Annotated in this window: 28 protein-coding genes, 1 tRNA gene, 1 pseudogene and 1 other annotated feature; of the genes and pseudogenes, 11 read left to right on the top strand and 19 right to left on the bottom strand. The window is 63.3% G+C overall.

Annotation, left to right across the window (positions count from 1 at the left end):
* The first annotated feature begins 64 nt into the window (after nucleotides 1-64).
* The 4 genes from B5E42_RS04640 to B5E42_RS04625 all read left to right on the top strand — a co-directional run bounded on the left by B5E42_RS04640 (nucleotide 65) and on the right by B5E42_RS04625 (nucleotide 3,857).
* Entirely contained in the window at nucleotides 65-268 is a 204-nt protein-coding gene (locus B5E42_RS04640) for a ribbon-helix-helix protein, CopG family (RefSeq protein ID WP_087237109.1), read from the top strand.
* Complete coding sequence (locus tag B5E42_RS04635) at nucleotides 249-1,625, top strand: relaxase/mobilization nuclease domain-containing protein (RefSeq protein WP_087237107.1); 1,377 nt, start codon at nucleotides 249-251, stop codon at nucleotides 1,623-1,625. The genes B5E42_RS04640 and B5E42_RS04635 overlap by 20 nt, the downstream gene beginning before the upstream one ends.
* Nucleotides 1,615-2,541: a ParB/RepB/Spo0J family partition protein gene (locus tag B5E42_RS04630; RefSeq protein WP_087237105.1), complete on the top strand. Its 927-nt coding sequence runs from the start codon at nucleotides 1,615-1,617 to the stop codon at nucleotides 2,539-2,541. The genes B5E42_RS04635 and B5E42_RS04630 overlap by 11 nt, the downstream gene beginning before the upstream one ends.
* 119 nt (nucleotides 2,542-2,660) lie before the next feature.
* Entirely contained in the window at nucleotides 2,661-3,857 is a 1,197-nt protein-coding gene (locus B5E42_RS04625; protein ID WP_087237103.1) for a site-specific integrase, read from the top strand.
* A 41-nt stretch (nucleotides 3,858-3,898) separates the two neighbouring features.
* On the opposite strand, the gene B5E42_RS04620 is transcribed toward B5E42_RS04625, so the two are convergent.
* Nucleotides 3,899-3,991, bottom strand: a tRNA-Ser gene (locus B5E42_RS04620).
* Nucleotides 3,992-4,334: 343 nt separating this feature from the next.
* Here B5E42_RS04620 and B5E42_RS04615 point away from each other — a divergent pair.
* On the top strand, nucleotides 4,335-4,904 hold the full coding sequence (locus B5E42_RS04615; RefSeq protein WP_087237101.1) for a xanthine phosphoribosyltransferase: 570 nt from the start codon (nucleotides 4,335-4,337) through the stop codon (nucleotides 4,902-4,904).
* A gap of 11 nt (nucleotides 4,905-4,915) precedes the next feature.
* Nucleotides 4,916-5,338: a PaaI family thioesterase gene (locus B5E42_RS04610; protein ID WP_242967016.1), complete on the top strand. Its 423-nt coding sequence runs from the start codon at nucleotides 4,916-4,918 to the stop codon at nucleotides 5,336-5,338.
* Between the two features lie 70 nt (nucleotides 5,339-5,408).
* Here the strand turns inward: B5E42_RS04610 and B5E42_RS04605 are convergent, their stop codons facing one another.
* From B5E42_RS04605 to abc-f, 7 genes are all read right to left on the bottom strand, one after another.
* Entirely contained in the window at nucleotides 5,409-6,272 is an 864-nt protein-coding gene (locus B5E42_RS04605; RefSeq protein WP_242967015.1) for a Sir2 silent information regulator family NAD-dependent deacetylase, read from the bottom strand.
* The gene (locus tag B5E42_RS04600) at nucleotides 6,235-7,026 is read right to left on the bottom strand and encodes a protein-ADP-ribose hydrolase (RefSeq protein WP_204244374.1); all 792 of its coding nucleotides are present in this window, start codon (nucleotides 7,024-7,026) and stop codon (nucleotides 6,235-6,237) included. Before B5E42_RS04600 ends, B5E42_RS04605 begins: the two co-directional genes overlap by 38 nt.
* Nucleotides 7,027-7,038: 12 nt before the next feature.
* On the bottom strand, nucleotides 7,039-7,653 hold the full coding sequence (locus B5E42_RS04595; RefSeq protein WP_087237097.1) for a 4Fe-4S binding protein: 615 nt from the start codon (nucleotides 7,651-7,653) through the stop codon (nucleotides 7,039-7,041).
* A 4-nt stretch (nucleotides 7,654-7,657) separates the two neighbouring features.
* Nucleotides 7,658-8,248 (bottom strand): nitroreductase family protein, encoded by a 591-nt coding sequence (locus B5E42_RS04590; protein WP_087237095.1) that lies wholly within the window; start codon nucleotides 8,246-8,248, stop codon nucleotides 7,658-7,660.
* Nucleotides 8,245-9,282: a radical SAM/SPASM domain protein, ACGX system gene (gene acgM / locus B5E42_RS04585; RefSeq protein WP_087237093.1), complete on the bottom strand. Its 1,038-nt coding sequence runs from the start codon at nucleotides 9,280-9,282 to the stop codon at nucleotides 8,245-8,247. Before acgM ends, B5E42_RS04590 begins: the two co-directional genes overlap by 4 nt.
* Before the next feature lie 66 nt (nucleotides 9,283-9,348).
* On the bottom strand, nucleotides 9,349-9,567 hold the full coding sequence (locus B5E42_RS04580; protein WP_087237091.1) for a hypothetical protein: 219 nt from the start codon (nucleotides 9,565-9,567) through the stop codon (nucleotides 9,349-9,351).
* Nucleotides 9,568-9,753: 186 nt separating this feature from the next.
* Nucleotides 9,754-11,259 carry a ribosomal protection-like ABC-F family protein gene (gene abc-f, locus B5E42_RS04575; protein WP_087237088.1) on the bottom strand — a complete coding sequence of 502 codons (1,506 nt, stop codon included), beginning with the start codon at nucleotides 11,257-11,259 and terminating at the stop codon, nucleotides 9,754-9,756.
* Nucleotides 11,260-11,575: 316 nt separating this feature from the next.
* On the opposite strand from abc-f, the gene B5E42_RS04570 reads away from it, so the two are divergent.
* From B5E42_RS04570 to B5E42_RS04560, 3 genes are read left to right on the top strand one after another with little or no spacing between them, the layout of a single operon-like run.
* Complete coding sequence (locus tag B5E42_RS04570) at nucleotides 11,576-12,151, top strand: hypothetical protein (protein WP_087237086.1); 576 nt, start codon at nucleotides 11,576-11,578, stop codon at nucleotides 12,149-12,151.
* Between the two features lie 60 nt (nucleotides 12,152-12,211).
* Nucleotides 12,212-12,613: a DUF4430 domain-containing protein gene (locus B5E42_RS04565; protein WP_242967014.1), complete on the top strand. Its 402-nt coding sequence runs from the start codon at nucleotides 12,212-12,214 to the stop codon at nucleotides 12,611-12,613.
* Nucleotides 12,600-13,112 carry a hypothetical protein gene (locus B5E42_RS04560; RefSeq protein ID WP_087237081.1) on the top strand — a complete coding sequence of 171 codons (513 nt, stop codon included), beginning with the start codon at nucleotides 12,600-12,602 and terminating at the stop codon, nucleotides 13,110-13,112. Before B5E42_RS04565 ends, B5E42_RS04560 begins: the two co-directional genes overlap by 14 nt.
* 83 nt (nucleotides 13,113-13,195) lie before the next feature.
* Here B5E42_RS04560 and rplL read toward each other — a convergent pair whose 3' ends face one another.
* The 8 genes and pseudogenes from rplL to B5E42_RS04520 form a co-directional block, all read right to left on the bottom strand.
* Nucleotides 13,196-13,570 carry a 50S ribosomal protein L7/L12 gene (rplL, locus tag B5E42_RS04555; RefSeq protein WP_065534595.1) on the bottom strand — a complete coding sequence of 125 codons (375 nt, stop codon included), beginning with the start codon at nucleotides 13,568-13,570 and terminating at the stop codon, nucleotides 13,196-13,198.
* A 54-nt stretch (nucleotides 13,571-13,624) separates the two neighbouring features.
* Nucleotides 13,625-14,167, bottom strand: a complete 543-nt coding sequence (gene rplJ / locus B5E42_RS04550) for a 50S ribosomal protein L10 (protein WP_087237079.1) — start codon at nucleotides 14,165-14,167, stop codon at nucleotides 13,625-13,627.
* A gap of 44 nt (nucleotides 14,168-14,211) precedes the next feature.
* Nucleotides 14,212-14,348, bottom strand: a sequence feature (ribosomal protein L10 leader region).
* A gap of 133 nt (nucleotides 14,349-14,481) precedes the next feature.
* Nucleotides 14,482-14,946, bottom strand: coding sequence for a CD1247 N-terminal domain-containing protein (locus B5E42_RS04545; protein ID WP_087237077.1), 465 nt, complete (start codon nucleotides 14,944-14,946; stop codon nucleotides 14,482-14,484).
* Nucleotides 14,947-15,132: 186 nt separating this feature from the next.
* Complete coding sequence (gene efp, locus B5E42_RS04540) at nucleotides 15,133-15,702, bottom strand: elongation factor P (protein WP_087237075.1); 570 nt, start codon at nucleotides 15,700-15,702, stop codon at nucleotides 15,133-15,135.
* A gap of 80 nt (nucleotides 15,703-15,782) precedes the next feature.
* Entirely contained in the window at nucleotides 15,783-16,847 is a 1,065-nt protein-coding gene (locus tag B5E42_RS04535) for a Xaa-Pro peptidase family protein (RefSeq protein WP_087237072.1), read from the bottom strand.
* Nucleotides 16,848-16,936: 89 nt separating this feature from the next.
* The gene (locus B5E42_RS04530) at nucleotides 16,937-17,137 is read right to left on the bottom strand and encodes a hypothetical protein (RefSeq protein ID WP_087237070.1); all 201 of its coding nucleotides are present in this window, start codon (nucleotides 17,135-17,137) and stop codon (nucleotides 16,937-16,939) included.
* Between the two features lie 116 nt (nucleotides 17,138-17,253).
* Nucleotides 17,254-18,121: pseudogene (locus B5E42_RS04525) on the bottom strand (TIM barrel protein).
* Nucleotides 18,118-18,627: a YqeG family HAD IIIA-type phosphatase gene (locus B5E42_RS04520; RefSeq protein ID WP_087237068.1), complete on the bottom strand. Its 510-nt coding sequence runs from the start codon at nucleotides 18,625-18,627 to the stop codon at nucleotides 18,118-18,120. The pseudogene B5E42_RS04525 and the gene B5E42_RS04520 overlap by 4 nt, the downstream one beginning before the upstream one ends.
* A gap of 82 nt (nucleotides 18,628-18,709) precedes the next feature.
* Between B5E42_RS04520 and B5E42_RS04515 the strand changes: the two genes are divergently transcribed.
* Together B5E42_RS04515 and B5E42_RS04510 are read left to right on the top strand one after the other, a co-directional pair.
* On the top strand, nucleotides 18,710-19,486 hold the full coding sequence (locus tag B5E42_RS04515) for a hypothetical protein (protein ID WP_087237066.1): 777 nt from the start codon (nucleotides 18,710-18,712) through the stop codon (nucleotides 19,484-19,486).
* A 63-nt stretch (nucleotides 19,487-19,549) separates the two neighbouring features.
* Nucleotides 19,550-20,167, top strand: coding sequence for a nucleotidyltransferase domain-containing protein (locus B5E42_RS04510; RefSeq protein ID WP_087237064.1), 618 nt, complete (start codon nucleotides 19,550-19,552; stop codon nucleotides 20,165-20,167).
* Nucleotides 20,168-20,192: 25 nt separating this feature from the next.
* Here the strand turns inward: B5E42_RS04510 and B5E42_RS04505 are convergent, their stop codons facing one another.
* The 3 genes from B5E42_RS04505 to rpsU all read right to left on the bottom strand — a co-directional run bounded on the left by B5E42_RS04505 (nucleotide 20,193) and on the right by rpsU (nucleotide 21,746).
* Nucleotides 20,193-20,429 carry a helix-turn-helix transcriptional regulator gene (locus B5E42_RS04505; RefSeq protein ID WP_087237062.1) on the bottom strand — a complete coding sequence of 79 codons (237 nt, stop codon included), beginning with the start codon at nucleotides 20,427-20,429 and terminating at the stop codon, nucleotides 20,193-20,195.
* 3 nt (nucleotides 20,430-20,432) lie between these two features.
* Nucleotides 20,433-21,101, bottom strand: a complete 669-nt coding sequence (locus B5E42_RS04500; RefSeq protein WP_087237060.1) for a DUF3796 domain-containing protein — start codon at nucleotides 21,099-21,101, stop codon at nucleotides 20,433-20,435.
* A gap of 462 nt (nucleotides 21,102-21,563) precedes the next feature.
* The gene (gene rpsU / locus B5E42_RS04495) at nucleotides 21,564-21,746 is read right to left on the bottom strand and encodes a 30S ribosomal protein S21 (protein WP_087237058.1); all 183 of its coding nucleotides are present in this window, start codon (nucleotides 21,744-21,746) and stop codon (nucleotides 21,564-21,566) included.
* Nucleotides 21,747-21,813 lie beyond the last annotated feature (67 nt).

The raw sequence follows: 21,813 nt of genomic DNA, 5'->3' as shown, positions 1-21,813 counted from the left end.
CAAAGCCGGCGGCAGACGCCGAGAGGGGCTGCGGCCCCTATAACCCCCGAGAAAGGAGAACGATATGAGAAAACGAACGTATGGCATCAACGTGCGGGTATCCAAAGAGGAAAAAGAGCGGCTGGAGCGGATGGCGAGGCGGTGCGGCATTTCCCTCTCCGCCTACCTGAGAAGGCTGGGTATGGGGGAAGATCTTTCCGCTCCCCACCCCATGGAACGCTTCGGGAACTTGAAGCAGGGGGTGGACCGTGGGGATCACCAAGATTAAGGCAATCAAGGACAGCCTGAGCCGTATCGTGGGCTATGCCGAAAACCCGGAGAAGACACACTATTCCGATATGCAGCAGGTGCTCCACTATGCCGGCAACCAGGAGAAAGTGAATATGGAGCAGACCATGTATGTGACCGGACTCCATTGCCGCCGGGAACAGGCCTACGAGGACATGATGTATACCAAGCGCTACTTTAACAAAACTGGTGGCAATGTGGCCTACCACTGTATCCAGAGCTTCAAAACCGGCGAGGTGACCCCGGAGCTGTGCCACCAGCTGGGCGTGGAGCTGGCCCAGAGAATGTGGGGAGATCGGTTTCAGGTGCTGGTGGCCACCCATTTCAACACCGGCACCTATCACAACCATCTGGTCATCAACTCGGTCAGTTTCGCAGATGGAAAAAAGTTCAACTGCAATCAGAGAGCCTTTTATCGGATGCGGGAGATCTCCGACCAGCTGTGCCGGGAGCACAATCTGACGGTGATCGAACATCCCAGCGGCAAGACGCCCCGCAACCTCTACTTTGCGGAAAAACAGGGCAAGCCCACAACCTTCGGTCTCATGCGGCAAGCCATCGATGAGGCGGTGGGCATTTCCTGGAGCTGGTTTGACTTCTGCCAGGTGATGAAGGAAAAAGGCTATCTCATTAACGCCAGCCCCCACCGCAAGTATGCCACCATTCGAGCCATAGGCGCAAAAAAAGCCGTACGCATGGTACGGCTGGGTGAGGAGTACGACCACAGGAGGATCATCCAGAGAATTGACACCATGGATTACCGGAAAAAGGAGGCCTGTGGGCGGACCTATCAGCAGATACGCCGGAACTTGTCCAGGTCGCCCAAACGGATGCGCATGGCGGGCAGCTTTCACAGCGCAAAAAAGATTACCGGCCTGAGGGCGCTGTATCTCCACTACTGCTATTTCCTGGGGATTTTTCCCCGAAAAAGCCGGACAAGGCCGTTGTCGCCCATGATGCGGCTGGAGGTGGCCAAACTGGAACAGCTGTCCCGCCAGATCGAGCTGATTCACCGGGAACATCTGAACAGCGCGCAGGATGTGGAGGGCTTTCTTATCTCCGTCCAATCCCAAATAGAAGAAAAGCTACGGCAGCGGACGGGGATCTATCACAAACTGCGGCGGTGTCAGCCTGGTGAACAGATGGACGGACTGAAAGAGCAGCGCACGGTACTGACCCGGGAGCTTTCCACTCTGCGCCGGCAGCAGGCAACCGCCAGGCAGCTGCTGGAACAGCTGCCGGAAAAGAGACGGCAGATTTTATTGGAGCAGAAGATGCGGCGCTCCTACCGTCAGTTCCACAAAAACAAGAAACGGAGGATCGAATATGAGCGTTAAAAACAAGATACATCTGATGAGCATCGAGGATTTGTTCACCACCCAGGCCGAGCGGGACGACGCCAAGCTGGAGCGGGTACGGGAAGTGCCGGTGGCAGAGCTGCACCCTTTTCCCCTGCATCCCTTTGCGTTGCGGGACGATGAGGAGATGGCCCATATGGTGGCGAGTATCAGCCAGATGGGGGTGATCTCCCCCGGCCTGGCCCGCCCCAGAGAGGGCGGCGGTTATGAGCTGGTGTCGGGCCATCGGCGGCTGGCTGCCTGTGAGCGGCTGGGCCTTACAACCATGCCGGTGATTGTCCGGGAAATGACCGACGAGGAGGCGGTGGTGGCCATGGTGGACGCCAATTTGCAGAGAGAGCACATCCTGCCCAGTGAAAAAGCCTTTGCCTACAAGATGAAGCTGGAAGTCCTGAATCGTCAGGGCTACCGCAGTGACCACACTTTTTCCCCACTGGGGAAAAGGTTCAATACCTATGAAGAACTGGCCAAGGAGAGCGGAGACAGCCGTAATCAGATCCACCGCTATATCCGGCTGACCCACCTGGTGCCCCCGCTGCTTGCGATGGTGGACGAAGGGAAAATGGCCCTCCGTCCAGCCGTGGAGCTGTCCTATCTGACGGAGGAAGAGCAAACCCGCCTTCTCTCCTGTATGGAGCAGTTCGACTGCACCCCCTCCCACAGTCAGGCCATCAGCCTGAAGAAGCTCTCTCAACTGGGGATGTTGACCCAGGAGGATCTGGAGCAGATTCTCTCCAAGCCCAAGGCCAACCAGCAGGAGCAACTGCATCTTCCCATGACAGAGTTAAAGAAATTCTTCCCCGCCACATATTCCGACACGCAGATGAAACAGGACATCTTGAAGGGGCTGGAACTGCTGAAACGCCAGCGGGAGCGCAACCGCCGGGAGCGGTAGGGGCGAAAGTGTCTGCCGCAAACAAAATCGCAGCGTAGACAGTGGGCAGCTTATGGAGTAAGATGGGGCTGCATCAAAAAAGCTGTCCTGTGGGGAGCCGCCCCGGAAAGGAGATTGATATGATAACAGGACATTTACAGGTAAAAAAGGGCTACTATTATGTGGTCATCAGCTATAAGGACAACAAGGGCAAGAGGAAAAGCAAATGGCACGCCACCGGACTGCCTGAGAAGGGCAACAAGCGGAAGGCAGAGGCGGAGCTGCTGCGTATTCGTTCCAGCTTTGTGCCCCCGCCGGAACCGGATGAGCTTTGCTCGGATATGCTGTTTGCAGATTATCTGCTGCAATGGCTGGACATTGTGCGGGTCAAGATCAAGCCTGCCACATATGGCTCCTATTCCAACATCGTACACAGTGTGATCGAGCCGTATTTCCGGCAAAAGGGATATACGCTGCGAGGACTAGAGGCACGGCATATTCAGCAGTTTTATGGAGAACGGCTGAAAACAGTCAAGCCGAATTCTGTGCTTCACGACCATGCCGTCATCCATCAGGCGCTGAAATATGCTCTGAAAACCGACCTGGTCATACAGAATGTGGCCACCAAGGTGGACCGCCCGAGAAAGAACGAGTTTCAGCCCAAATTTCTGGACGCAGAGCAGCTCCAGCAGATTTTTGAAGTACTCAAGGGCACCTGGATGGAGCTTCCGATACTGGTGGCTGCTTTCTACGGCCTGCGCCGAGGTGAGCTGGTTGGCCTCAAGTGGGACGCCATTGACTTCGAGCGGGGCACCATCACCATCAAGCACACGGTGACCACCACACGCATTGATGGGAAAACCTACGTTTTGGAGCAGGAATCGGCCAAGACAAAGTCCAGCCTGCGCACCCTGCCCCTGGTAGGCAGCTTCGCCGCTTATTTTCGGCAGGTAAAAGAGGAGCAGGAATACAACAAACGGATCTGCGGCAACTGCTACGATTACTCCTATGACGGCTATGTGTTTGTCAATGAGCTGGGCAAACGCATCAACCCCAACTACCTGACCTCCAAATTCCCGGAGTATCTGGAGCAGCATGGACTTCAGCGGATTCGTCTCCACGATTTAAGACACAGCTGTGCCAGTCTCCTGCTGGCAAATGGGGTGCCCCTCAAGCAGATCCAGGAATGGCTGGGACACAGCGATTTCAGCACCACCGCAAATATCTATGCCCACCTTGACTATTCCTCCAAGCTGTCCTCCGCTCAGGCTATGACGCAGGGGCTGCCCTTGCCGGCGGCGGACGGAGTGAAGTGCAAGTGGGAAATGCAGGTATAAAAAATAAGCTCCAGCAGCCCATCTGGACTGCTGGAGCAAGGTGGCGGAGATGGAGAGATTCGAACTCTCGCACCGGTTTGAGCCGGCCTACCGCATTTCGAGTGCGGACCCTTCAACCACTTGGGTACATCTCCAAATCGGTCACTCCCACAGGCGCTCCATCCTCATTCAGGAGAGAATTGGAGAGAACTGTTGGAGAGAACTACGCAGGGATAAGTGAGTAAAAACACCAGGAACAGTGGGAAACCGGAAACTTTTCGCGGACAAAGCGGCCTAAGCCCCCATCCATTTCGAGTCAGCCCCGTTATGACCACTTCGATACCGCTGCATAAATTCGGGCCATTGGACTGGCCAATTGCCGTATGTATTAGGATACCCTATTTTTATATTCTTGTCAATATTGCAGGATGGGCAAAAATGGGTTATAATCAACTGAACTGAGCTTGATCTGCCTGCGAGTAGACGGAAGGGAGCAGCATGGAAGAATTAAAGCGTCGGATTTTGAATGAGGCGGTGGTGGGCGAAGGGGACATCATCCACGTGGACATGTTCCTCAACCACTGCATGGATATGGGCCTGATGGAGCGGATGGGCGACGCGCTGGCCAAGCGGTTCCGGGGGGAGAAGATCACCAAGGTGCTCACCGCGGAGAGCTCCGGCATCGCTCTGGCCTGCTTTGTGGCCCGGGCTCTGGGCGTCCCTGCGGTCTATGCCAAACGCTTCCGGACGGGCTATATCGACCCGGAGGTCTACACGGCGGAGACCCATTCCTTTGCCTTGGACAAGACCTACACCCTCCGTGTGTCCAAGAAGTACCTGACTGAGGATGACGTGGTGCTGGTGGTGGACGATATTCTGTCCAACGGCCAGGCTGTCCTGAGCCTGCTGGAGCTGGTGTCCAAGGCCGGCGGTGAGGTGGCCGGCGTGGCTGTCGCCATCGAAAAAGCCATGCGGGACGGCGGACGGGTTCTGCGCCGGATGGGCGTGCGGGTGGAGGCCCTGGCCACCGTGGAGCGGGTAGAGGGCGACCGGATTATTCTGCAGTAGGGGGAATGTCTGTGCTGAACCAAGAGAGCTTTGATGAGATCACCAGAGCCAATGCCTTCGCCCTCTTCAATGGAATTCATACCAACCAAACCGGAGAGAATGTGGCGGAGGCATATCTGGAAATGGGCCCCAACAGCCTGAACCCCTACGGCGTCCTCCACGGCGGGGCCTACTATACGCTGGCCGACTGTGCCGCCGGCGCCGCCTGCCGGACAGACGGGCGGAAATATGTGACCCTCCACGGCAGCCTGGATTTCATCCGCTCGGCAAAGGAGGGGCGTGTCGCCGCCCGCGCCGAGGTGAAGCACCGCGGCCGCACCACCTGCCTGGTCTCGGTGGAAATCTCCGGCCCGGACGGCACGGTGTACGCCAGCGGCCACTATACCTTCTTCTGTACGGGACAGATGCCGGCACACGGCAGCACCGCCCCATAAATTCTCTCCCCCGTTATATGCCAGCAGGCGCCCATGGATTCTCCATGGGCGCCTGTTTCCGTCCGGGGCTCTATGCTTCCGCTCCGGAGAGAAGGGCCAGCGCGTCCCCGATGTCGGCGGAGATCCCGATGCCGCGCCGCCGCAGGCCCCGGGGGACAAAGGACTCCCCCCGGTTGATGCAGGCATAGACCGCGTTTCGGTTGTGCATCGTCATCTGCCAGAAGGGGTACTTGATGATCACCGGGGTGTTGCCGCCTACACCCAGCTCCAGGAACAGCACCCGCGCCCCCCGGTGTCGCCGGAGAAACTCCGCATACCGCCCGGCGGCCGCGTGCCAGCCCTCGTCCTCCACAAAGGTGCCGTCACACCGCAGGTTCATGGTCATGGGGCGGCCGCACCTGGGGCAGCGGGGCACCAGCTCCGGGGGCACCCGCATGTCCCGCTGCTCCGCCGCCATGCGGCGCACGGTCTCCTCGTTGTCGTAGGTCTCCTGGTGGCAGGGCTGGGAGCACTGCCACAGGCCGTAGTCCCCCTGGGTGTAGAACAGCCGCTTCTTGTCGAAGCCCGCCATCTGAAACTGGTGATCCACGTTGGTGGTGAGGACAAAGCAGTCCCTCTCCCTCACCAGGGCCAGCAGGGCCTCATATACCGGGCGGGGGGCCTTTTCATAGCGGTTGAGCAGAATCTGGCGGCTCCACCAGGCCCAGTACTCCTCCAGGCTTTCAAAGGGGTAGAAGCCGCCGGCATACATATCCGGGATATGGTATTTGGCGATGAAGTCCCCAAAGTGCTCCTCAAACCGCGCCCCGTCGTAGGTCAGCCCCGCAGAGGCGGACAGGCCCGCGCCCGCGCCCACCACCACGGCATCCGCCCGATTCAGCGCCTCCCGCAGGCGGTCAACCGCCTCCGAGCATGCTCCGGTAGATACGCTCATCAAGCTCCTGGAAAACATTGAAGATCACCCTCTGGATGGAAGTGTTGCGGCGGAGAAAGCCGGTAACGGTGTCCACCGCGATCCCGGCGGCCTCCCGGTTGGGGAAGCGGAACTCCCCGGTGGAGATGCAGCAGAAGGCCACGCTGTGCAGGCCGTGCTCCGCCGCCAGCTCCAGGCAGGCGCGGTAGCAGGAGGCCAGCTCCCGCCGGTTCTCCCCGGTCACCCGTCCCCGGACGATGGGCCCCACGGTGTGGAGCACGTACCGGGCGGGCAGGTTGTAGCCCTCTGTCAGCCTGGCCCGGCCGTTGGGCTCCGGGCGGCCCTGCTCCGCCATGATGCGGCGGCATTCCTCCCGGAGCTGGAGCCCCGCCGCCGAGTGGATGGCGTTGTCGATGCACCCGTGGCAGGGGACGAAGCAGCCCAGCAGCCGGCTGTTGGCGGCGTTGACAATGGCGTCCGCCCGCAGCCGGGTGATGTCCCCCCGCCAGAGCGCCAGCCGGGGCTCGGCGGGAACGGCGGGCAGGGCATCCCCGTCCACCACGCCCCGCGCCTCCCGCTCGGCGGAGAGCAGGGCGTCCTGCACCGCCAGGAAGTCCGGCGCCAGGGGCAGAGGCGGCCGCACGTTCATCAGGGCGCGGAGCAGCCGCCGCTGGGCGGCCTCGTCCGCGGGGTATTGTGCCGCCTCCTCCTGATACTGGGGCAGCTCGGCCAGCAGCCTCCGGTTGAGAAATTGGATCTGTTCCATACGGTTCACGGCTCCGCCCCCCTATCCCAGCCGCACCACCGCCTGCACCGGACAGTGTGCAAAGCAGCTGCCGCAGTGGAGGCAGTTCTCCGGCCGGATCACATAGGGGCTGCCCGGATCGATGGCCCCCTGGGGACATACCCGCCGGCAGGCGCTACAGCCGATGCAGGCGGCGGAGATCTCATAGCCCTTGGGGCGGATCTGCCCCCCGCCCACCGCATAGCTCTCCCGGAAGATGGGGCTGACCCCCAGGTTGAAATACTCGATGGTGAAGTCCCGGATGCAGAAGATGATCCCGATGTCCCGGGTGTCCCCGGGGTAGACATTGGACAGATAGGGCTGCTCCTCAAAAATGAGATTCCGCCATTTCTCCTGCTCCTCCGCCGGCACCGGCCTTGCCGTCCCGGACAGGCGGAGCATCTCCTTGTACCTGGTATAGCCCAGCACCTGCACCCGGCCGTCCCGCAGCAGCTCCCGGCAGAAGTTCTTGCCCCGGGCGGTGAAGAAGTAGAGGGCGTTTTCCTCATAGTGGATGGCGCTGATGTTGCGCACCTGGGGCCCGCCCGATTCGTCCACCGTGGCGAAGGCCAGCACCCCCACATAGCCCAGCTTTTTCAGACAGGTTTCCGCGTCCATGCCGTCACGCCTCCTCCGATTCCACAATGCGGATGCGCCCGTCCCGGACGGGCTTTGGGCCGGGATAGGGCCCGTCCGCATAGCCCAGCAGGACGAAGCACCGGGGGATATAGCCCTCCGGGATGCCCCACGCCTGCATCAGCGCTTTCCCCTCCGGGTGGTCAAAGGTCTCCTCCGCCCGGGCCACGATGCAGGAGGAGATGCCCAGCGCACAGGCCGCCAGCGCCATGTTCTCCGCGCAGCAGAAGGCGTCCGGTATGCTGTAGAGGAAATCCTCCTGGGCGAACACCACGCACACCGACGGCGCGCCGTAAAAGCCGTTGCGGATGGACGGGTCGTCAATGGCGCTGGGCTGCTCCCGGGAGACAAAGCCTCCGGCCAGGCGGCTCCGGTCAAACCGGGCCAGGCTCCAGCGCCCCAGGCGCCCGGCCAGCGCCCGGCTGCGCACCCCGCAGAGGATAGTCCGCTGCCCGCCGCCGGCGTTGGGGGCGCAGGCCCCGGCCTTCAGGATCTGCCGCAGGGCCTCCTCCGGGATCTGCCTGTCCCGGTACTTCCGGATGGAGCGGCGGCGGTGGATGGCCTCCAGCGCGGTCATGCCCCCACCTCCTTCCAGCACTGGGGATCCGGGGCGTACATGTCCCCGTGGTAGCCGGCCGCCACGGCGGGGCAGCCCCGGCAGAACCGCAGCAGCTCGCACCTGGCACACTTCTGGAAGTTCTCGTACACCCGGTACCGGTCGAACTCCGGCCCGGTGAACAGGTCGTAGAGATCGTCGGTGAGGGCGTTTCCCACCTTGCTCTCCATCCGGCGGCAGGCGTACACCGCGCCGTCGGAGAGGATGGTCAGGTGGCAGTTGCCGCAGTTGCAGCCGTCGTAGACCACCCCGTCGTCGGGATACCGGCCGGGATCAAACAGGCCCTTCTCATACTGGAACAGCGTCCACAGGTGATCCTTCAGGTTGAAGGTGGTTTGGCACCCCTCCGCCTCGTAGTGCTGAAACTTCTCCCAGCACTGCTCCAGCATGTCCCGGTACTCCTCCGGGGAACAGCACACGTCCCGATCCTTCGGAGAGGGGCAGTAGCGGGCAAAGGCGAAGATGTCCGCCCGATGGGCCACCACCTCGTCCACCAGGGCGGGGATATCCTGCACATTCCAGCGGGACACCGTGGTCATGATGGCCGAGTCGATGCCCGCCTCCCGCAGCATGGGGATGGCCGCCATGGTGGCGTCGTAGGAGCCGGGCTGCTGGCGGATGCCGTCGTGGGTCTCCCGCAGGCCGTCCAGGGAGAGCTGGTATTTCCGGCAGCCGCAGTCCTTCATCCGGCGGCAGGCCTCCGGCGTCAGGTGGAAGGGGTTGCCCATGATGGTGAAGGGGATGTCCGCGATGCGCAGAATCTCCAGCAGCGTCCAGAACTGGGGGTGGAGGATAGGGTCGCCGCCGGTGATGTAAAAGTAGGGAAGCCGCCCCGCCTTCTCACAGAAGGTCTGGCAGTTCCGAATCACCGTCAGCATGTCCTCCAGGGCCATCTCCTGAAACCTGGCGTGGCTGCCCAGGGCGTAGATATAGCAGTGGCGGCACCGCTGGTCACAGGCCTCGGTGATGTGCCATTGAAACGCAAAATACTCCATGTCTGATCCCTCGCTTGGAATTGCGTCCCCGCGGGCCGGGGCCCGCGGGGAGGTCTGGCTGTATCCTTACTTCTTGTCGCCGCTGCCGCAGGCCGTTCCGCAGGCTGCGGGCTTCTTGTCGCCGCTGCCGCAGGCCGTTCCGCAGGCTGTGGGCTTCTTGTCGCCGGAACCGCAGGCCGTCCCGCAGGCTGTGGGCTTCTTGTCGCCGGAACCGCAGGCCGTCCCACAGGCTGTGGGCTTCTCCTCCCGATCCCTGCCAAGGCTGAACAGATTCTTCAATGACATGATAAAAACCTCCTTGCGCGGCGTGTGCCGCTCCTGATAACCGGATTGTAGCAGTCCTTCCGTCTTTTGAAAAGTACGCACAATAATGTGCTATAGTTACCGGCTGGTAACAATTGAGCGGTTTCCGGCGGGTAACCATTCAGGAGCCCCAGTGCTTTGCGGCCCGCGGCCGGCCGGGAAAAATCTTTACCTCCCGCCGGACGCGGCCCCGGCGTGCAGCGGCACCAGCTTGTCGGCCAGGCCGTCCAGGAAGGCCCGGTCGTGCTCCACCAGAAGCATGGCGGGGTGATATGCCTGCAGCAGCCGCTCCAGCTGCATGCGGGAAAACACGTCGATATAGTTCAGCGGCTCGTCCCACACGTACAGGTGGGCGCTCTGGCACAGGCTGCGGGCCAGGAGCACCTTCTTCTTCTGCCCGGCGCTGTAGTCGGCCATGTCCTTGTCAAACTGGGCCCGGGAGAAGTCCAGCTTGCGCAGGATGGCCTTGCACAGGGTCTCGTCCACGCCGCTGTCCCGGATAAAGTCCCGCAGGGAGCCCCGCAGGAAGGAGGCGTCCTGGGGCACCCAGGACACCACCAGCCCGGAGGCCAGGGCAAACAGGCCGGTGTGGGGGATGTCCTCCCCGCAGGCCAGCTTGAGCAGGCTGGACTTGCCGCAGCCGTTGCGGCCGGTCAGGGCCGCCACCTCCCCCCGCTCCACGGTGAAGGAGACGGGGGCGCACACCGGGCCGCCCCCGTAATCGGGGGCGGCCTCTTTCACCTCCACCAGCCGGGCCTTGGGGTGTGTGAGGGGGTGGAGCTTCAGCTCCTCCGCCAGCTCGATGTTTTTCAGCAGGGCGGATTTGGCCTGTACGGCCTCCTCCCGGCGGGCCTGGGCGGCCTTGGAGCGCTTCATCATCTTGGCGGCCTTGTGGCCGATGTAGCCCCGGTCGGGCCGCAGGCCGGCGTTCCGGCTCCCCTTCTTGCTGGCCTCCACCCGGTCGGACCAGGCGGCAGTGCGCCGGGCGGCGTCCTCCAGCCGGCCGATCTCCTTTTTCAGGCGGCTGTTCTCCGCCCGCTCCCAGTCGTCCCGGGCCTGCTTGTCCCGCCACCAGGCGGAAAAGTCCCCCTGCCGCACCTCCACGTCCTTCTTGTTGATGGCAGCGATGTGATCCACACAGCCGTCCAGGAAGGCCCGGTCGTGGGAGATGAGCAGGAAGCCCTCCTTCCGGGACAGCCAGCGGCTCACCAGCTGCCGCCCCTCCAGATCCAGGTGGTTGGTGGGCTCGTCCAGCAGGGGGAAGGCGCCCTCCCGCAGGAAGAGGACGGACAGGAGCGCCTTCACCTGCTCCCCGCCGGAGAGGGTGGAAAAGGGCCTGTCCAGCACTCCCTCGTCCACCTCCAGGGCGGCCAGCTCCCTGAGGAGCCGCCACTCCTCCAGGCCGGGTGCCAGCTCCTCCAGCACGGCGCGGGTGTCCGCCTCCGGATGGGCCACCCTGGGCGGAAAATACGCCAGCTCCGCCGGCGCGGAGATGGCGCCGCTGTACTCGTACTCCCCCAGGAGCAGCCGCAGCAGGGTGGTCTTGCCCCGGCCGTTGCGGCCCACCAGGCCCAGCCGCCAGCTGGTGTCCAGCCGGAGATTGAGCCCCTCAAAGACGTTGTCAAAGCTGCCGGGATAGGCGAAGGTCAGATTGCGAATCTCAATGAGAGACATGGTGCATCACCTCAATATGCAAAAATGGGCGCAGGAGGATCCGGCCTCCCGCGCCCACTTTGTCCAAAAAGGGTGCAAAAAAGGGGAAGCGCGCTCACATAACCCTCCTGCCGGCGCACGACGAACCGGACGGCCCCAGGGGCCGCCTCCGCGTGCATGGACAGTTCAGGTTATTTGCGCATCTTCCCAGCTCCCATCGTTTTTTTGATCGCCCACAGTATAGCAGGGCTTCCGCCGTCTGTCAACCGCCTCCGCGCGCATTTCCCCCTGCGGCGCGCATAGGATAGAGGGAGAGACCGGGAGAGGGGGCGGCGGCATGGAGCGGTTTTCCCTGGACGGCGGCCGGGGCTGGCTCACCGTCCGGGAGGAGAACGGGCGGGCGCGGATTGAAGCGGAGCTGCCCGACGACCGGCGCGGGCTGTACAAGGGCTGGCTGCTGGGGGCGCATGGGCGGGCCCTGGCGGGCACCTTTGTGCCCGAGGGGGGCGCGCTGAAGCTGCGGCGCACCCTGTCCCTGGACGAGCTCCGGCGGCAGGGGGCGTGGCCCCCCGCCGGTGCGGCCGCGGAGCTGGCCTTTGCCGCCGGAGCCGTCCCCGGGCGGGAGGCCGCCGCTCCGCCGGCGGGCTGGCAGTGGGAGCCCAGCCCCGCCAGGCGGATGGGGGAGCCCCTGCTGGCCCGGGCCGCCGGGGAGCGGCGGGCCCTGTACCGGCCGGAGGAGGGCGGCTTCTCCCTGGCCTACCCCTTTGACCCGGCGGCGCCCTTCCCCCTGACGCCCCTGTTTTGCTTCGCCTCCGTCCGGCGGCTGGGCGGGGCGTGGTACGCCGTGTTCCCCTTCCGCCCCGGCGGCTGCCCCAGGCCGCCTGATCCGGCGGAGGCCGGGGATTTGAGTTGAAACCGGCGCCGAACTGTGGTAAACTGTCTCTACTTGACCAATATAGGGAGGCAGATGAGATTGCAAAAGAGAAAGACGCTGCTGGCGGTGGTGATCCTGGTGATCGTGGCCGCCGCGCTGGTGCTGGTGTGGCGCCTGACCGCCCCCACGGGGGAGACGGGCGCCAAGACCGTGACGGTGCAGGTGGTTCACGGAGACGGTACCGCCAAGGACTTCACCCTGGAGACCGACGAGGCCTATCTGGGCCCCGCCCTGGTGGCCGGCGGCGTGGTGGAGGACAATCAGGGGCCCTACGGGCTGTATATCCTGGTAGCCGACGGTGAGACGGCGGACGAAGGGGCGCAGGAGTGGTGGAAGCTCACCCAGGGCGGCGAGATGATCAACACCAGCGCGGACACCACCCCCATTGCCGACGGCGACCACTTCGAGCTGACCTTCATGGTGGGCTATGACGAGTTCTAAAGGGAAGCCCATGGGGGCCAGGGAGCTGGTGCTCCTGGCCCTGCTGGGCGCCCTGCTGTGGGTAAGCAAGATGGCCCTGGCCTGGCTGCCCAACATTGAGCCGGTGTCCCTCCTGCTGGTGGTGTACACGGTGGTGCTGGGCTGGAGGGTTCTGGCCCCGCTGTATGTCTATGTGGCCATGGAGCTGCTGATCTGGGGCATCGGCTTCTGGTCTATCTGCTACACCTACGTGTGGCTGGTGCTGGTGCTGCTGGCCATGGTGTTCCGGCGGATGGAGTCCCCCCTGGGCTGGGCGGTGCTCTCCGGCGCCTTCGGCCTGAGCTTCGGCGCCCTGTGCGCCCTGGTGTACTGGGTCAGCGGCGGCTGGGCCTTCGCCCTGTCCTGGTGGGTCAGCGGCATCCCCTTCGATCTGCTCCACTGCGCCGGCAACTTCGCCATGGCGCTGGTGCTCTTCCGGCCCTGCAAAAACGTCCTGACCCGCCTGATGCGGCAGCGGTGAGCGCCGCACTCCGTATGAAAAAGAAAAAGCCGTGCCCGGGCATATGCCCGGGCACGGTTTTTTGGTTTGGTTGGGAAACCGGATTACTTCAGCTCCACCTTGGCGCCGACCTCTTCCAGCTTCTTCTTCAGCTCCTCGGCCTCGTCCTTGGAGACGCCCTCCTTGATGGCCTTGGGGGCAGCCTCGACGGCAGCCTTGGCCTCGGCCAGGCCCAGGCCGGTGATCTCGCGGACAGCCTTGATGACCTTGATCTTCTCGGCGCCGACCTCGGCCAGCACCACGTCAAACTCGGTCTTCTCCTCAGCAGCGGGAGCGGCAGCGCCGCCGGCGGCGGGAGCGGCCATAGCGGCGGCGGAGACGCCGAACTCCTCCTCCAGAGCGTGGACGAGCTCGGAGAGCTCCAGAACAGTCAGACCCTTAACCTCTTCGATGAGGGCAGTGATTTTCTCAGAAGCCATGATAGGTAACCTCCTATGAAATAAATATTTTTTTGAATGTTTGATGCGGGGATATTACTCGGCAGCCTCGGCAGCCGCCTCGGCGGGCTCCACGGAGCCGCCCTTCTGCTCGCAGATGGCCTTGATGACGATAGCCAGGCTGGTGATGGGGGCCAGCATGGTGCCAAGAACCTGCGCCTGCAGAACCTCCTTGGAGGGCAGCTCGGCCAGGGCCTTGATCTCGTCCATGGACAGAACCTTGCCGTCCATGAAGCCGGCCTTGATGGTGAACTTCTCACCATTGAACTGCTTGGCAAACTTGTTGATGACGCGCATGGGGGCGATGGGATCGCCGTGGGACAGCGCCAGAGAGGTGGTGCCGTTCAGGACGGAATCCATCTCCTCCAGGCCCACGTTGTTGATGGCAAAGCGCACCAGGGTGTTCTTCACTACGGCGTAGTCCAGCTCGTTCTTGCGGCACTCGGCGCGCAGAGCGGTGTCCTCGGCCACGGTGATGCCCTTGTAGTCCACGAGCACGCCGCTGCTGGCGGTCTTGAACTTCTCGGTCAGCTCAGCCACGATGGCCTGCTTCTCACTGAGAACCTTTGCGTTAGGCATTTGGAATTCACCTCCGTTGAGATTGAGTCCAACTTTTCCGATGCAGACGCAACAAAAAAGCCGTTTTCGCATTCAAAGCACGCGAAAACAGCACAAAGAATCTCATTCCGTTGTGGCTGCATTCTCGGCAGGAATTATGGCTGGCGCCACCTGCTGTCTTTGAACACGCCTGATAGTATACCATCCCGGCCGGGCCGTGTCAAGCCTGATTTCCCCAAAATATCAAGAAATTTTGAAGAAACGGCTGGCGGGACGACGGCAGAGAAACAGCGGGGAGGCGGCCGCCTCCCCGCTGTAGCCGTTTGTATCTGCTCTTACTGGTGGTCGTGGTCTTCACAGCCGCAGCCGCAGTCCCCGTCCTCATCGTCGTCCTCGCAGCCACAGCCGCACTCGTCGGACAGATCCAGAGCGAACTTCTGCTTGCAGCTGGGGCACTGGATCACGCCCTCCTCCAGGACGGACTCGTCAATCACCAGAGTCTCGCCGCAGTTGGGGCAGTCCACCTCAAAAAAATCGTCGTCCTCGTCGCAGCAGCAGTCGTCGTCCTCGTCCTCATCCTCAAAGACGGCCTTCTCCACGTCGGACAGATCGTCGGACACGGCGTCCAGCTCCTCGCCCAGGGCTACGGTGTTCTCCTCCAGATCCTCGATGGACATCCCGATCTCCTCCAGGATGCCGATCATCACGGAGATCAGCTTGGCCTCCTTGGACTTGGAGGTGTCCAGATCCAGGCCCTCAGCCAGGCCCTTCAGATACGCGACCTTCTCGGAAATCGTCATTGTTTTTCTCCCTTTCTCAGGCGGCCACGAAGGGCCTTCGTTAAGATGGTGCGCCTGTTATCACGCCTCGCGCCCTCCGCGACGGCACACTGCTCACCGCTCCGCGAAAAACACCTTGCGCCTGCGGCGCAACTGCTTTTTCGTCTGCGCGGCTCACTGTGCGCCTGCTCCCGGGCGCTCGGACGCTTAAGCCTTGCAGCGCTCCAGGTACTCGCCAGTGCGGGTGTCGATCTTGATCTTGTCGCCGGGGTTGATGAACAGGGGCACCTTGATCTCGGTACCGGTCTCCAGGGTGGCGGGCTTGGTCACGTTGGTGGCGGTGTCGCCGCGGAAGCCGGGGTCGGTCTCGGTGACCTCCAGCTCCACAAAGGTGGGAGGCTCCACGGCGAAGATCTTGCCCTTGTAGGAGTTGATCTTGCACACCATGTTCTCCTTCACGAAGCGGAAGTTGTCGCCCAGCAGCTCCTTGCCGATGGGCACCAGGTCGTAGGTCTCGGGATCCATGAAGTAGTACAGATCGCCGTCGTTGTAGCTGTACTCCATGTCCTTGCGCTCCACATAGGCCTGCTCAAACTTAGCGGTGGGGTTGAAGGAGGTCTCGGTCACGCCGCCGGTGATCACGTTCTTCATCTTGGTGCGCACGAAGGCGGCGCCCTTGCCGGGCTTCACGTGCTGGAACTCGACCACCTGCATGACCTGGCCGTCCATCTCAAAGGTCACGCCGTTGCGGAAGTCACTGGCAGAAATCGTAGGCATTGGTATTCATCCTCCAAAATCAGGTTGTACTAAATCAGCTACGCTATTTTACCCCATTCTCCCCGTATTTGCAAGGGTTTTTAGAGAATAATCAGGTCTTTCGGGGATTTGGTGAGAATTTCACAGCCGTCTTCCCGCAAAATGGTCACGTCCTCGATGCGCACGCCGAATTTCCCGGGCAGGTAGATGCCCGGCTCGGCGGACACCACCGCGCCCACGGGCAGAAGGGTGTTGTCCCGGGTGTTGGCGTTGGGGGACTCGTGGATTTCAATCCCCAGGCTGTGGCCGTAGCCGTGGCCGAAGAACTCCCCGTAGCCCGCGTCGGCGATCACCTTGCGGGCGGCGGCGTCGATGCTGGTGCCGGGCACCCCGGCCCGCGTCACGGCGATGCCGGCCAGCTGGGCCTCCAGCACGATCTGGTAGACCTTCTTCATCTCCTCGGTAGGCTCGCCCAGGGCCACGGTGCGGGTCATGTCGGAGCAGTAGCCGCCGTACTTGCAGCCGAAGTCCATGGTGAGGAACTCGCCCTTCTGCACCTGCTTGCCGCTGGGGACGCCGTGGGGCAGGCTGCCGTTGGGGCCGGAGACCACGATGGGGTCGAAGCTCATCTTCTCCGCGCCGAAGCGGAGCATGTCGTACTGGAGCTTGGCGGCGATCTCCTGCTCGGTCATGCCGGGCTGGATGAACTTGAGGATCTCGTCAAAGGCCCTGTCGGTGATCTCCTGGGCCTTGCGCATCAGGGCGATCTCCTCCTCGTCCTTGGCGGCCCGCAGGGAGTTGACCAGCTTCTGGGCGGGCACCAGTTCGGCGGTGAGGCCCTTCTCCCACAACTCGTACTCCGCCACCGACAGGTAGTTTTCCTCAAAGCCCATGGTCTTGATCCCGCACTGCTCCACAACCTCCTGCACCATGGCCCGGTAGTTGCGGCTGTGGCCGGTCATGGCGATCTCCGCGCCGGTGATCAGGTTGCCCGCCGCCTCAATGTAGCGGGAGTCGGTGAAGTAGAAGCACTTCTCCGCCGTCACCACCACGTTGCCCTCGCCGTGGAAGCCCACGGCGTAGTACTCGCCGGGCTCGCTGTTGAGCAGCATGGCGTCGATGCCGTACTCGGGCAGCTTGGCCGCAATCTGTTTCAGATGGTTCATGTTGAAAACTTCCCTTCTATGATTCTAATGGTGTCGTCTTTTTTTGATGGATCGGCGGCGGGGGCAAGCCCCCGCCCTACGTTCTGCCTCTATTTCTTTTTCTCGGGCAGCTCCTGGATGCGGTTGACGTAGTCCAGGTTCACCAGCTCCAGCGCCCCGTTTTTTCCGGTGCGCACCGACAGCCAGTTGTCCTCCAGGGCCTCCAGCACGCCGGTCAGGGAGCCGCCGAAGCCGCCGTCCAGGCAGACCACGCACCGCTTCCCCAGCAGCTGACGGATCATCTCATTCATGCTCAATCTGCTCTCCTTTCGTCTCCGGCGGTCCCTCCGCCGCAGATTCCGCGCGCGCCTGCGGCCCGCGAGCAGGAGGAGGAACACGGCCAGAAGCGCAATCCATACCGCCGGGCTCATGGCTGTGCCTCTTCTCCCGGGGCCGCGGCCTGATACAGTCTCTTCATGGTCAGCGCATCTTCCGCCTGGGTGCCCGCGCTTTCGCAGATAAAGGTGGGGCTCCAGCCCCGGCGGGCCACCTCGGCCATGAGGGGGGCCGGGTCGGGGCCGAAGTCGTCCTGCGCAAAGGTCAGGTGCATCTTCTCGCCGCCGTTGGGGGTGAACTGGATCTTGGAGAAGTGGCTGTGGAAGGTTCCGGCCCGCTCCTCCCCCAGCACCTCCCGGATGCGGTTCAGCATCCGGACGCAGGCCTCATGGCCCTCCAGCTCCCCCAGGGAGCGGGCGTACAGGTGGCCGAAGTCCACGCAGGGCACCAGCCGCTCGTCCAGGGTGCACAGCTCCAGCACCTCGTCCAGATCCCCCAGCTGGTTGATCTTGCCCATGGTCTCCGGGCACAGGGCGATGTGCCCATACCCCGCCTCGTCGCAGGCGGCGACCACCGCCCGCAGGGAGGGGATGGCGATGTCCAGGGCCTCCCTTCTGGTGCGCTTCATCAGGGCGCCGGAGTGGATGATCACCCGGGTTGCCCCCATCCAGTCCGCCGCTTCACAGGCGGCGGTGATATAGCCGATGGTCTTCTGCAAACTGTCCGGGTCGGGGTTTGCCAGGTTGATGAAGTAGGGGGGCGTGGAGGGACAGGCGGATGCCCGCCTCCCTGGCCGCCGCGCCGATTTTGCGGGCGGTGTCCTCCCTGACGTTGACCCCCTTGCCGCACTGGTACTCATAGGCGTCCAGGCCCAGCCCCGCCAGCCAGCGGGGGGCGTCCGCCGAGGATTTATAGGGGAAGGAGTCGGCGTTGCCCGCCGGGCCGAAGATTGCGCTCATAAGGGTTTTGACCTCCGTTTTCCCAGAATGCGGAAGGGCCACTCCGCGGCGTAGCGCAGGTAGCGGCCCGGGTTGCCCGCCAGGCGGATGGGCTCCACCAGCAGGGTGAGCACCCCGGCGTTCCGCCCCCCCAGGATGTCGGTAAAGATCTGGTCGCCCACAATGGCGGTCTGGGCCGGGGTGCGGCCCATCTGCTCCATGGCCCGGCGGAAGCCGGCGGGCCTGGGCTTGCCCGCGTGGCCCAGGAAGGGCACGCCCAGGGCATGGGCAAACCGCTCCGGCCGCTGTGGGTGGCGGTTGTTGGAGAGGACGAACAGGGTGACCCCCGCCTCCTCCAGCGCCCGGTTCCACGCCCGCACCGCCTCCGTGGGCTCCGGCACGCCGTAGGGCACCAGGGTGTTGTCCAGATCGGCCAGCAGCAGGGTGATCCCCCGGCCGGCCAGGGCGGCGGGGTCGATGTCGAAGATACTGCCGCCCGTCCAGTGGGGCAGCATGGAAAAGGCCATGGTTTCACCTCGTCTATTTGCCGTCTTGTCCGCATAGAATTATACACGCTTCTGAGAACTTGGACAAGGGGGTACTTAAGACATGCAAACCAACCTGAACCTGATCCTCACCGCGCCGCCCGACCAGACCCGGGCGGCCCAGCGGTTCGGCCTGCCCGTGGCCCACGTGGCCTACCGGGTGGGGGGCGGGCCCCACCTGTTCCGGGCCAACATGCCCGTCACCCTGCGGGGCGGGCTGATGGTGGTGGACAACACCGGCTTTGACGGCCGGGGGGAGGCCGGGCCCCTGTGCCAGGAGATTCTGCGGGAGTGCATGGCCCGGGGGTTTGACGGCATCCTGTGCGACTTTGAGGGCTACCCGGTGCCGGTGTTGGCCGGCGCGGTGAAGGCCCTGGGGGAGGCCTGCCGCAGGCGGAGCTGGCCCCTCTATGTGCCGGAGGCCTACGGCTCCTGCTCCGACTCCGCCCTGGTGCTCATCCCCTCCGCCCTGTCCGGCGGCTCCCTCCGCCAGCGGCTCCAGGAGGCGGTGGAGCGTTACGGAGCCGGGCGGGTGGCCCTGGCGGTGGAGCGGGCGGCGGAGGACTTCTTCCTCCCCTCCCCCACCGGCCAGGGCATGCCTCTCACCCGGGAGGAGCTGCAGGAGCGCCTGGAGGAGCGCGCCCCCTCGGTGTTCTTCTCCAGCGAGCTGTGCGCCCACTACTTCACCTACATGTCCCGGCAGAACGGGGCCCACTTCGTCCTCTTCGACGACGCCGGCTCCATCCGAAAAAAGCTGCAGACCGCCCGGAGTCTGGGGATCACCTCCGCCGTGCTGGCCTACCCCCAGGTGGACGATCTGCTGGAGGAAATCCTGAAATAGCCTTGCGCTGATTCCCGGTTTCTGGTATACTTGCCTCCCATTTCTGACAAGGAGGTATGCGTGATGGACTGGAAACCGTGGATGGACGCCTTTCTCCCCGCCCTGCTGGAGGCCTTCCCCGGCCGGGTGGCCTTCGTGGGCATCCAGGGCAGCTATGGCCGGGGAGAGGCCGGGCCGGACAGCGACGTGGATCTGGTGGTGGTGCTGGACGAGCTGGGAGAGGCGGAGCTGACCGCCTGCCGGGCCCTGCTGGCGCAAATGCCCTTTGCCGACCGGGCCTGCGGCTTCTTCTGCGACCGGGCCGCCCTGGCCGCCTGGCCCGCCTTCGACGCCCTCCAGCTGAAGCTGGACACCCTGCCGGTGTACGGCTCCCTGGAGGGGCTGCTGCCGCCCATGGGGCAGGAGGCGCTGGAGCAGGCGGTGCGGGCGGGGACCTCCGCCCTCTACCACGCCGCCTGCCACACCGCTCTCTTTGACGCCCGTCCGGAGGAGGCTATCCCCGCCCTGCAGAAGGCCGCCTTCTTCGCCCTGCGGCTGGCCCACCTCCGCCGCACCGGGCGGTATGCGGCCGCAAGGCGGGAGCTGCTCCCCCTGCTGGAGCCGGATGAGCGGGAACTGCTGGAGGACGGGTGCACCCTCCCCGCCCTGATGGCGTGGGCAAAACAGGAGATGGCGCGGTAAGAGCCGTACAGGGCGGGGACGGATGCTATCCGTCCCCGCCCTGTTCTTCCTTCTCTGAAGTCTCGGGAAAGAGGAAAATCTCCTCGATGGGGGCGCCCACCGCCCGGGAGATGTCGATGGCCAGCTTGAGGGAGGGGTTGTACTGGGCCTTCTCCAGGCGCATGATGGTCTCCCGCCGCACCCCTACTTTGGCCGCCAGCTGCTCCTGGGTCAGTTCCTTCAGCTGGCGGTATTTTTTCAGCCTGCACTCAAACTCCGGCATGGCTCACTCCCCGTCCCTGGCCGCTGGCTCGTCGTGGTCATAGCGGTAGAGCAGATAGGAGCTGAGAAACAGCTCCAGCGCCAGGGCCAGCACCACCACGATCACAAAGGCCACCAGCGTGAGCTCCAGATTGCCCATGATTTTCCCCTGCCCCAGCAGCAGCACCGCCAGGAAGATGATGGTCAGTGCCACCCGGTTGGCCGTGGTGCGGGCCCGCAGCTGGTTCTCCCTGTACCGCTCGTCCATCAGGGTGCCGGACAGCTTCCCCTCAAAGAAAAAGCCAAAGAAGCCGAAGAACAGAAAGAACACGAAGGGGAAGATGCTCCCATCCGTTTGGTAAGTCCAGAAGCCCAGAAAGCCCAGGAACCCCAAAAGGCCCAGCAGTCCCAGCCTGGGGTTCACCGCCCGGGCGGTACTGGCGGACGCCTGCCGATGTCTGCTGGACAGGGTATACCCCACCAGGAGGACAACCAGATACCCCACGTAGCAGACCGTGAGCGCCAGGGCGAGGAGCATGGGCAGATCCCCCGCCCGGAACACGTAGGTGGAAAAGTCCATGGGCTCCACCAGCCGGCCCCCGTTGAAGGCCATGGAGTACCCGCTGGCCGCCGCCAGCAGCAGGGCGCAGATCACGCCCGGCAGTACAATTCGTCTGACAGAGTGCTGTTTCATCTTGGAATCCTTCCCGTCTTATGAGATATATTTATCTCTTTATGGGATAAATATATCATTTTAAAATTCCGCTGTCAAGCGGAAAGATACAAATACCTCTCTTTTTGGCGGGGCACCTCCCTGGACGCAGCAAGGCCCCGCACCCATTGGGTGCGGGGCCTCAGCGTATCGAAAAACTCCCGCGAAGGAAAGCCTCGCAGAGTTCCTGCGGTCGCAGCCGCAGGAATAAAATCAAAATCTGTCATTTCCGGCGACACAAGGTGAATTGCCCCGAAGGGGCAAGAGAGGGCCCCCTGGGGGGTGCGCGTCGGAAATGACACTTCTCATGGCGGAAGGGGTGACTATTTCGCAAGAAATCGAGTCCCTTCCGCCATGCAATCTTTCTCGAAAAAGTGGCTTCGCCACTTTTTCGACAGGCGCAGCAAGGCCCCGCACCCATTGGGTGCGGGGCCTTGTAAGTTCTCAGTAATACTTCTTGCGGTTCTTGCGGGCGGCCTCAGACTTCTTGCGGCGCTTCACGCTCGGGCTCTCATAGTGCTCACGCCTGCGAACCTCGGCCAGAACGCCCGACTTGGCGCAGCTGCGCTTGAAGCGCTTCAGCGCGTTCTCCAAGGACTCCCCGTCCTTCACATGGACTTCCGACATTGACTTCCCCTCCCTCCGAAGCGGCGGGATTCCACCGCCAAAGGGCCACAAAGATATGGCTTTAACA

It is taken from the genome of Flavonifractor sp. An10, assembly GCF_002161215.1.
In the GTDB taxonomy this organism is placed as follows: Bacteria; Bacillota; Clostridia; order Oscillospirales; family Oscillospiraceae; genus Flavonifractor; species Flavonifractor avistercoris.
This window is presented reverse-complemented; position numbering and strand designations above follow the sequence as displayed.